We start from the raw sequence: 8,978 nt of genomic DNA, 5'->3' as shown, positions 1-8,978 counted from the left end.
TAGTGCTAAATTAACATCAATAGCTTCTTAAGCTTATTATAGCGTTAATTCAACGTAAAATTGACTTGGTCAATTTGATCGCTGAAAAGCAGTGCCTGAGAAAGTTTCAAGTTTTTGGAGAGGTCTAATCAGCTTTAAGGTTTCTGGGTGACGGTTTAACCAGACCAGAAGGTGACATTGCTCCGTTGGTTTCTCCTTACCATTGTCATAGGCAAAAATTGGGCTACCAAATAACTGCCCAGATGCAGTAAATTGGGGTTTTTGGTCGGTTCTCTGGAAAAAACCATCCACACAGGCATCGGCTAACTTTCTATCCTCCTCGGGAGTGCCCACTGGTTCGCCATAGAGCACCAAGGTTTGTCCTAAAGAAGGTTGAATATTGCTGGCTAGGAGGCACCCTTGGGGATTTAACCGACTAAATTGACTGGCTGCAACGGTGACATTTTGGTAGTACAGGGTTAGGTCAAGGGCATAGGTGTCATGAATTTGTCGGGGATAGACCTCTACTGTTAGGGCAGAGCCTTCTATTTGCAATGGTGGCGTATATGTTAAGCGACCATTCCCTGGGAGTAAGTCTATGTGATCGCTTGTGATCGCTGTTTGGCTTGCAGGGGATTGTAATTTTTCAGGTAAAGATTTCAGCTCTGGGATAGCTAGGGGTTGGCTGAGATTAGCACAGTGTTGCCACAACTGATCCGCATCCGGTCGCAACTGTCCCAGTTCTTGGCTTAAGTCTTGCCAGAGATGGAAGGCATAAAGGGTGACGCTGGGGTTTTTGATTGGCAAGGCGGTGTCAGTCATCAGCCTTTGGGAGTGTTGGGTTTTTGGGTTTCTGGGGGATAACTCTTGCGGAGCTCATTAATCAGGGTTTCCCGTTGGTTTTTTTCGTCTTCAGCTTTAGTTTCATCAGTGGGGAAAGTGCCTCCAGGTCCCTGCTCCACGATTGGTTTGCTAGCAATTAGAGCCATCAAAGCATTATTAATGTCTGAGTGAGAAATACACCAGCGAGTGATCGCATCGGCTAGCTGTTTAGTATCATTTGGTAATGAGGTAATTAATGCTTCTAGTTCCCTTTTTTCTGAGTCTTTAAACAACTCAGCTTGGGTGTCCAGCAGTTGTTCAAAAGCAGATATAAATAGATAATTTTCAGCTTTCATAGTCTTAACTCCTATTGACCAATTGCACAGAATGCCGCCCAATGAAATGGTTGCTTAAAGGGTTTATCGGTAGAATTAAAATTGTGAAACTTAGCCTTAATTATGTATTGCTGAACAACAGTCAAAGGTAACTTGTCAATGTACTCCTCTAATTTTTCTTTTGTGATATCCCGCAGCCAAATTTGCGCTTGGTTGAGGGCAACTGCCAACGATATCATCTTTCGATGATTCTCATAAAATTTAATCATCAACAACGCTGTAGACAACTCGTTCACTCTCCACAGGCTACTAACTACTGCTGGACTACCCGCAACTAGGAAACCACTGGGTAAACCAATGTATTCATCGCTGCTATTCTTGAAGTCGATTAATCCTGTTTCGCAAGCTGAGAGGGTGACAAGACGACATTGTTCTAATTTCTGTTCTAATTTCAGGGCAAAGACTGCATCTAAGGTGAGGCATTTGTCTAAGTCAATTACTTCACCGTCATCCAAAGGTAGATGTTGTTCTGGATTGAGTTCAGCCGGTGCAGGGTTGAGGTGGGCATCTGCCAAAATCAGAGCTGATTTACGTGGTTTGTCGTAGTTAAAGTAACCGTGACAGCTAAAATGGACACAGTGGTAAGTGTTGAGAGGCTTGCTATCTATGGCGGCTTTGGTGGCAGCTTTTTCCACGAGGACTTCTGTATCTGGTGGTGGATTGAAGTAGCCTTTAATCACTTCTACTCCGATATTAGTGTAAACTAAATCATCAGTGGGGTTTTGAACGGCAAACAGGTGGGTAAAGTTCGGGCGTTTTCTGGTTTTAGCAAGTTCCAGTAATTGACAGCTAGGGGCATAACTTACCCCTGCTGGAAAGCGATCCATCAGAATTTCAGATTTACCTTCTCCCTGCTGACTGTTGATAGGTAAAGCATGAAGGGGGAACAAATGTAAATACTGATGGGGGATTAAAATTAAGCGATCGCACTCTGGGGTTATTTGCTGAATGATTTCATCAATGTCCAGAATTTGCGCCAGGGAATGTAGACGGGTAGTCAGGCGACGTTGCCAATGGGATTTTTTGTTGTAGTAGGCTCTGAGATACCCATTTACCCATTTTTGAAATTTTTTGAAGTCTTTCGGATCAGATTCCCAAACGATAGGCTGCTGAGTTTGGTGGGTAAAGATGAAAGTGAGCAGCTTATCCCGTGTAATGTAAAATTCTACAATGGCAGTGTGGTCATCTAAATTGTTCTGAAATTTATCAAACTGAAAGCTAGAACCGATACGTAAATATTGGCCTTGTAAATCATTCCGCTGCTGTCGCAATTCTTGGAGATGTTGTGCTAATACTTTTAGATTTTCAGCTTTGCAATTCTGGATTTGATATTGACCTATGGCTATTTCATCCCTGTATTGTTCTAGTTTAGTGGCAACATCTACAGGAAAGATGGTTTTTAAGTCACGGCTGAGAATCTTGTCAACTAAATTGCGGGTTTTGCTCCGTTCAACATATTCAATGGCTTCGGTGATATTAGTTAAGTCTAGGCAAGTTTCTACCATGTTTATATAAGTTCCATTCCATTCTTCTGCGTGTTTAAGTTTTGTCTCATCACCAGAAAGAATTTCACTCCGCAAAGAGTCAACTGTTTCTATGACAGATTTAAAGGTGGTGTAAGCTTTTTCGATATTTTCGGCTTTCTCTCCTGTGATTCTTTTACGGTAAGCATTACCGAGATTATTTTGTGTTGTTGCCCAATCAATAGGAAATGCCTCAAAGGTATAAACTCGAAGAGCCTGTTGGTAACAAGCGATCGCTTCTTCTATATTCTGTGATTTCTCACCTTTGATTCTGTCAGCGTAAGCAATACCGAGATTATATTGAGTTATTGCCCAATCAATAGGAAATGCCTCAAAGGTATAAACTCGAAGAGCCTGTTGGTAACAAGCGATCGCTTCTTCTATATTCTGTGCTTTCTCACCTGTGATTCGGTAAACGTAAGCAATACCGAGATGATTTTGTGTGGTTGCCCATTTTTCGGGAAATGCCTCAAAGGTATAAACTCTAAAAGCTTGTTGGTAACAAGCGATCGCTTCTTCTATATTCTGTACTTTCTGACCTTTGATTTGGTTACGGTAACCATTACCGAGATTATTTTGTGTCCTTGCCCATTTTTCGGGAAATGCCTCAAAGGTATAAACTCTAAAAGCCTTTTGGTAACAAGCGATCGCTTCTTCTATATTCTGTACTTTCTGACCTTTGATTTGGTTACGGTAACCATTACCGAGATTATTTTGTGTCCTTGCCCATTTTTCGGGAAATGCCTCAAAGGTATAAACTCTAAAAGCCTTTTGGTAACAAGCGATCGCTTCTTCTATATTCTGTGCTTTCTCACCTTTGATTCGGTTACGGTAAGCAATACCGAGATTATATTGTGTCGATGCCCAATCAATAGGAAATGCTTCAAAGGTATAAACTCTAAGAGCCTGTTGGTAACAAGCGATGGCCTCTTCTATATTCTGTGCTTTCTCACATTTGATTCGGTCACCGTAAGCAATACCGAGATGATTTTGTGTCGTTGCCCAATCAATAGGAAATGCCTCAAAGGTATAAACTCTAAGAGCTTGTTGGTAACAAGCGATCGCTTCTTCTATATTCTGTGCTTTCTGACCTTTGATTCGGTTACGGTAAGCAATACCAAGATTAGTTTTTGCCATTGCCCAATATTCGGGAAATGCTTCACGGGTGAAAACAGTTAGTGCGATTTCATAGCCAGTGATGGCAATTTCTATATTGCTGGCTTTGTCCCCCAAAGGAAATTGCTGAATTATACTGCTAAAATTTCCAATAACTGATCCTACATTTTTTGCTTCATCTGCTTCCGCTTCCGCCAGCCTAGTTGTTCCCCAAACCCGCAATTTTTCTGCTAACTTATCATTAAGTTTGTCTGTATTTGCTGCCAGTAATGGGTAAACTACCTGCGGGTCAACACTACTGTATTCAGTTGCTTGCAGAACCTGCCTGAGAAAGTTGAGTTGAGCATCAGATGTGTGGCGATGCACCCCCATCAACTCCCCTACAATATTCATTAAAAAATTAGACTTATCTAAATCGCCCTGGATTCGCAAATCTTCCGCCACTGCCAGCATTGTCTGCTGCAATCCCGTATCAACCAAATCCCGGTAGCTATTCAAAATATGAGAGACTTCTTGATCATTAGACTCCGCGAGTAGTTGGTCAATCAACTTTCGATAGGCTTGGAGGCGTTCTTCGTTCATGGGAGTGACAGGTCAGTCAATATACTATTTCTATTTGAGTTGTGAACGGAATCTCTTAGGGAAAGCCAAGAGGCAAGAGGCAAGAAGCAAGATTTAATAATTTATAGCATTTATCAATAAATCATGACAATCAATCTTAATTTATCGTAACACCAAACACTCCTCGGATATCTTGACACTGCTCCGAAGTCCCTACTCCCTACGGTGCGCTTTCCGTAGGCGAATTAAATTCGCCACGGGTCGCACCGCTCCCTAAACACTAAGAGACAAAATTTCACCCACTTTATAATCCCAAATATCAGATACCTCAATCTTCAGTTGATAATTAGAATCAAAGTAACTATCGATATACTCAGCAGGTATAATTATTTTCGTCTTATACTCACTTACTGTTGGATGATACCCAAAGGGAATACACTCAAAATGAGTTTTATCCCGGTCAAGGTTATCCAATTTTTTGGTTTTCGTTGGATCCATTCCCTCCCGGAGAGTTAAATCAACAACGTGAGATTTAACCGCCATTTCCGTACTACGATCAATAATCTTAATTTCAACTCGATTAAGCAGAGGTTGCTCCCGGTGTATTGCATATTCCAGCACCACAGGATTTCCTGGTACACAGCTACCAACCTGAGTTAACGATGGTGAAGCAGCTGGAGCGTGGGGTTGGTAGAGTAGCATTGGGTGAATATGTGGATCGAACCCCCATTGAGTCACCTTAGGATTTGCTAATTGATATTCTAAAGAATTATTAGTACCTATCCTAATCTCAAAATGCAAATGAACCACATTAGTTTCTCCACTTTTTCCCATTTTGCCGATTAACTGACCAGCACTAATCGCTTCTCCATGTTTTCCTTGTTTCCAATCACTAACAATCGGCAAACTGCTGTCTTTGTCGAGATGACAATACCACGTATAAAAATACTTGACTGTTTTGCCATGGTAAGTAAACGGTGTCGGAAACTGATGACTGAGCATCACCGTAAAACCAGCACCAGAGTATTCCCGGTATCCCCAAAAAACCCCGTCATAGGCAGCAATAATATCATCATCACCAGCCTGACCATCCATTTCTCCAATATCAATACCACGGTGAAAGTCTGAGGAGACAGAATCGATTTCTGTACGACACATAAACGTCGATCCAATATGACGGAAATCTTTACCAGCCACAGGAAATACTGTCTGGTCGTGCAAAGATTTCATTGCTGCCTTAAGAGCATCATAGTTAGGATTGTTGGACATAATTTTAACATTAAATAAGGAACAGGGAATCGGGAGTCGGGAGTCGGGAGTGCGTAGGGTGCGTTAGGGGCGGACTTGCCCTTATTTTTGGCCTCGTAGCCAGGGTTGGTATAGTCCGCCCCGTAACGCACCACTGGGTCTGGAACTTGCTGCATAATTAAAATTATACCAAAAAAAATGATATTAAAAAATAAAATTATCTAGCCTATTATCGGTCAAATAACTTTTTTTTATTAACCCTAAAAAAAAAATTAAAAACCCTTGACAACTAAAAATATAATCATTACAATAATAAATATAAACCAAGCTGAACTTTTTCACAATGTCAGAAAAATTTACTCGCAACTTCAAGAAACAACCTACTCAGCACACTCTCAAAGGTCCTCGTGAATCAGTAATTTATAGTATGCAAATGTTTTATTCCCTAGGCTATGCCGAGATTGCGGAGTGGACCCCTCTAGAGCCGACCGATATTCCAGGTGAAGGTGCGATTCGTTGACTATAAACCTTGCCCTACAAGGGTTTTGGGGGATTAGCCGCTTGGTATCGGGAAACTGAACCTTGACAACTTGATAACCATGATGGTGAAAATCCATCCCTCGTGAAATCCGAGTGACAGCCCTACCCTGATTCATAAGAAATAACGAACTTACGGATTAATGCAAGGGTCGAACAGTGAAGCGGAACCAATCCAGGGGAAGTTAGTAACAGGCAGAGGACTCATGGGTACGAGAGAAAGGTACGTCTGAATCATCGTTAGAACGACGTGGCGAAATGGATTGACACGCCACAGACAAAAGTCAATGGAACAGGATTAATTGGTTCTTCCCTCAATTAATGATTTCCCATAATATTCCCGGTGAAAAGTACCGCCCTAAAAGTCCATAGAATGGTTATCAGGAACGAATTAACCCCGATATGTACTCTGTTGAAAGGTCGAATATTCTGAGTAGGTAGTTAGCCGTATGTCGCACCGGGGGAAGATTGAGTCAGAAGCCAACGCCTAGGGTAATGCCTAGGATACGCTGACGGACTCACGTTGTAGGAAAAGAAATAGTTGTAAGTACCAATAGATATGTCTAAAACCCTGGGCTTCCAGACGGTGGAATGGAATAAAGTCAACTGGCGAAAGTTAGAAAAGACTCTATTTAAGTTGCAAAAGCGAATATTTCGAGCCTCTGAACGTGGTGATGTCCGCGCGATAAGAAAGCTGCAAAAAACTCTGATGAAATCCTGGAGTGCAAAAATGATTGCGGTGCGTAGGGTTACACAGGAGAACAAGGGCAAAAAGACTGCCGGAATAGACGGGGTCAAACATCTTAACCAAAGAAGACGCCTCGCCTTAGTAGACTCACTCAAAATCTCCAAAAAGGCACAACCTACTCGTCGGGTCTGGATTCCCAAACCTGGAAGAAAGGAAAAACGCCCATTAGGAATCCCTACCATGTACGACCGCGCATTGCAGGCGCTAACCAAACAGGCATTAGAACCGGAATGGGAAGCGCGTTTTGAACCCAATTCATACGGATTCAGACCAGGACGCTCATGTCACGATGCCATTGAAGCAACATTTAACAATATCAGCAGAAAACCCAAATGGGTACTAGATGCGGATATTGCCAAATGTTTCGATAAAATCAACCATGATGCACTTCTGAGTAAGTTAAATACTTACCCATCCATCAGACGCTTAATCAAGTCTTGGTTAAAAGCCGGTGTCATGGATAAAGGGATATTCTCTACTACAGAAAAGGGCACCCCACAAGGTGGAGTCATATCTCCTCTTTTGGCCAACATAGCCCTTCACGGAATGGAGGAACGGATTAAACAATTCGCAGAAACTATGAAAGGAAATAAATCCAAGAATAGGAGAGCATTAAGTCTAATCCGATACGCGGATGATTTTGTGATCATGCACCAAGACCAAACCGTGGTAGAAGAATGTCAAAAAATTATCAGCAAATGGTTGAATGACATGGGTTTGGGATTAAAACCAAAAAAGACCAAGATTACTCACACTTTTGACGGATTTGACTTCCTAGGATTCAATATTCGTCAATACAAAGTAGGTAAAAACCAGTCCAAACAAGGGTTTAAAACCATCATCAAACCGTCAAAAGAAAAAGTTCTAGAGCATTATAGGCAACTCTCAAAAGTCATAGATAAATACAGAGCTGCCCCACAGGAGGCATTAATACGCCAACTGAAACCCATGATACGAGGATGGTGTAACTACTACAGTTCAGTCTGTAGTAAAAAAACCTTGGCCTATGGCCACGCTACGCGAACAGCACCTTGGGACACCTGCTATGGAAAAAACTTCGGAGATGGGGAAAAAGGAGACACCCCAAGAAATCAATAACCTGGGTAATCAAGAAATATTGGGGAACCATCGGAAAGGACAATTGGATGTTCATGACCGGGAAGGAAAACTACCTGCCCTTACATGCCTCGACCAAAATCCTACGGTATAAAAAGGTCAAAGACACTAAAAGCCCATATGATGGAGACCTAATTTACTGGAGCACCAGACTGAGTAAACACCCTGAAGCAACCAGTAGAAAGGTAAAACTTTTGAAAAGACAAAAAGGGTTTGAAGTTACCGTAAGATAGTGGAGCCTTTATAGTTGGTAGGTTATGCGTAAAAGGTTGAAGTCTTTTGTAGTAAGGCTCCACTATCTAAGGTTTCGTTTCCGGAAATGTGCTCATTGTGGTCTCACCTTCGGCGTAGCCGACGCTTCGCGAACAGGGATGGAGATTTGTTGGAAACGCACCATATAATACCGCGCGCACTGGATGGAAGTAACAAGGATGAAAATCTGGAATTACTACACCTTCATTGTCACGATTTTAAGCACGGAAACAAAGTCAACTCGAAACAGTTAGATGAGAATCCGTTCTAGAGGTACCAATCTCAGTGTGTTCCTATAATGAGGAGCCGTATGATGCGAAAGTGTCACGTACGGTTTTGAAGACGAGTTAATAGGGTGACCTATTGGCTTAGTTTAATTAATGACTACCATGACCAAGTATTGGTTGTTGCCATAACACCTTAAAATTATGGGGGGGGTTTCCCCCCTTTGGCCAAGGGTTTCGTAAACTTCTGACATATGTGATTGACATAGCCGTGGATAGTATTTCTACGGCTATTTTTTTAGGAAATTAAGAATTTAGAATTTAGAATTGGGAATTTAGAATTGGGAATCGGGAATTGGGAATCGGGAATTGGGAATCGGGAATCGGGAATTGGGAATCGGGAATGGAATACTTATGGTTTAGTGATTTTGGATCACAACATCATCAAAGGATGATA

At 41.9% G+C, this 8,978-nt stretch carries 7 protein-coding genes and 1 pseudogene; 3 read left to right on the top strand and 5 right to left on the bottom strand.

Going from position 1 to position 8,978, the window contains the following annotated elements; translation table 11 throughout:
- Positions 1 to 69 precede the first annotated feature (69 nt).
- The 5 genes from F6K20_RS13090 to F6K20_RS13070 all read right to left on the bottom strand — a co-directional run bounded on the left by F6K20_RS13090 (position 70) and on the right by F6K20_RS13070 (position 5,820).
- The gene (locus F6K20_RS13090) at positions 70 to 801 is read right to left on the bottom strand and encodes a hypothetical protein (RefSeq protein ID WP_287294930.1); all 732 of its coding nucleotides are present in this window, start codon (positions 799 to 801) and stop codon (positions 70 to 72) included.
- Positions 801 to 1,157: a hypothetical protein gene (locus tag F6K20_RS13085; protein ID WP_008187315.1), complete on the bottom strand. Its 357-nt coding sequence runs from the start codon at positions 1,155 to 1,157 to the stop codon at positions 801 to 803. Before F6K20_RS13085 ends, F6K20_RS13090 begins: the two co-directional genes overlap by 1 nt.
- 11 nt (positions 1,158 to 1,168) lie before the next feature.
- Positions 1,169 to 4,417, bottom strand: a complete 3,249-nt coding sequence (locus F6K20_RS13080; RefSeq protein ID WP_287294929.1) for a CHAT domain-containing protein — start codon at positions 4,415 to 4,417, stop codon at positions 1,169 to 1,171.
- A 252-nt stretch (positions 4,418 to 4,669) separates the two neighbouring features.
- Complete coding sequence (locus tag F6K20_RS13075) at positions 4,670 to 5,665, bottom strand: M23 family metallopeptidase (protein WP_287294927.1); 996 nt, start codon at positions 5,663 to 5,665, stop codon at positions 4,670 to 4,672.
- The gene (locus tag F6K20_RS13070) at positions 5,623 to 5,820 is read right to left on the bottom strand and encodes a hypothetical protein (RefSeq protein WP_287294925.1); all 198 of its coding nucleotides are present in this window, start codon (positions 5,818 to 5,820) and stop codon (positions 5,623 to 5,625) included. Before F6K20_RS13070 ends, F6K20_RS13075 begins: the two co-directional genes overlap by 43 nt.
- A 167-nt stretch (positions 5,821 to 5,987) precedes the next feature.
- On the opposite strand from F6K20_RS13070, the gene F6K20_RS13065 reads away from it, so the two are divergent.
- The 3 genes and pseudogenes from F6K20_RS13065 to F6K20_RS40610 all read left to right on the top strand — a co-directional run bounded on the left by F6K20_RS13065 (position 5,988) and on the right by F6K20_RS40610 (position 8,568).
- Positions 5,988 to 6,164: a hypothetical protein gene (locus tag F6K20_RS13065; protein ID WP_287294924.1), complete on the top strand. Its 177-nt coding sequence runs from the start codon at positions 5,988 to 5,990 to the stop codon at positions 6,162 to 6,164.
- Positions 6,165 to 6,740: 576 nt separating this feature from the next.
- A pseudogene (gene ltrA / locus F6K20_RS13060) lies at positions 6,741 to 8,257 on the top strand (group II intron reverse transcriptase/maturase); the annotation flags it as partial.
- Between the two features lie 107 nt (positions 8,258 to 8,364).
- Positions 8,365 to 8,568, top strand: coding sequence for an HNH endonuclease (locus F6K20_RS40610; RefSeq protein ID WP_502708291.1), 204 nt, complete (start codon positions 8,365 to 8,367; stop codon positions 8,566 to 8,568).
- Positions 8,569 to 8,978: the final 410 nt, after the last annotated feature.

Source organism: Moorena sp. SIO2C4 (genome assembly GCF_010672485.1).
Taxonomy (GTDB): domain Bacteria; phylum Cyanobacteriota; class Cyanobacteriia; order Cyanobacteriales; family Coleofasciculaceae; genus Moorena; species Moorena producens.
This window is presented reverse-complemented; position numbering and strand designations above follow the sequence as displayed.

What these genes read in the sequence shown, in the direction of transcription:
- F6K20_RS13090 (WP_287294930.1), bottom strand. Translation starts at nt 801, where the DNA reads ATGACTGACACCGCCTTGCCAATCAAAAACCCCAGCGTCACCCTTTAT.
- F6K20_RS13085 (WP_008187315.1), bottom strand. Translation starts at nt 1,157, where the DNA reads ATGAAAGCTGAAAATTATCTATTTATATCTGCTTTTGAACAACTGCTG.
- F6K20_RS13080 (WP_287294929.1), bottom strand. Translation starts at nt 4,417, where the DNA reads ATGAACGAAGAACGCCTCCAAGCCTATCGAAAGTTGATTGACCAACTA.
- F6K20_RS13075 (WP_287294927.1), bottom strand. Translation starts at nt 5,665, where the DNA reads ATGTCCAACAATCCTAACTATGATGCTCTTAAGGCAGCAATGAAATCT.
- F6K20_RS13070 (WP_287294925.1), bottom strand. Translation starts at nt 5,820, where the DNA reads ATGCAGCAAGTTCCAGACCCAGTGGTGCGTTACGGGGCGGACTATACC.
- F6K20_RS13065 (WP_287294924.1), top strand. Translation starts at nt 5,988, where the DNA reads ATGTCAGAAAAATTTACTCGCAACTTCAAGAAACAACCTACTCAGCAC.
- F6K20_RS40610 (WP_502708291.1), top strand. Translation starts at nt 8,365, where the DNA reads ATGTGCTCATTGTGGTCTCACCTTCGGCGTAGCCGACGCTTCGCGAAC.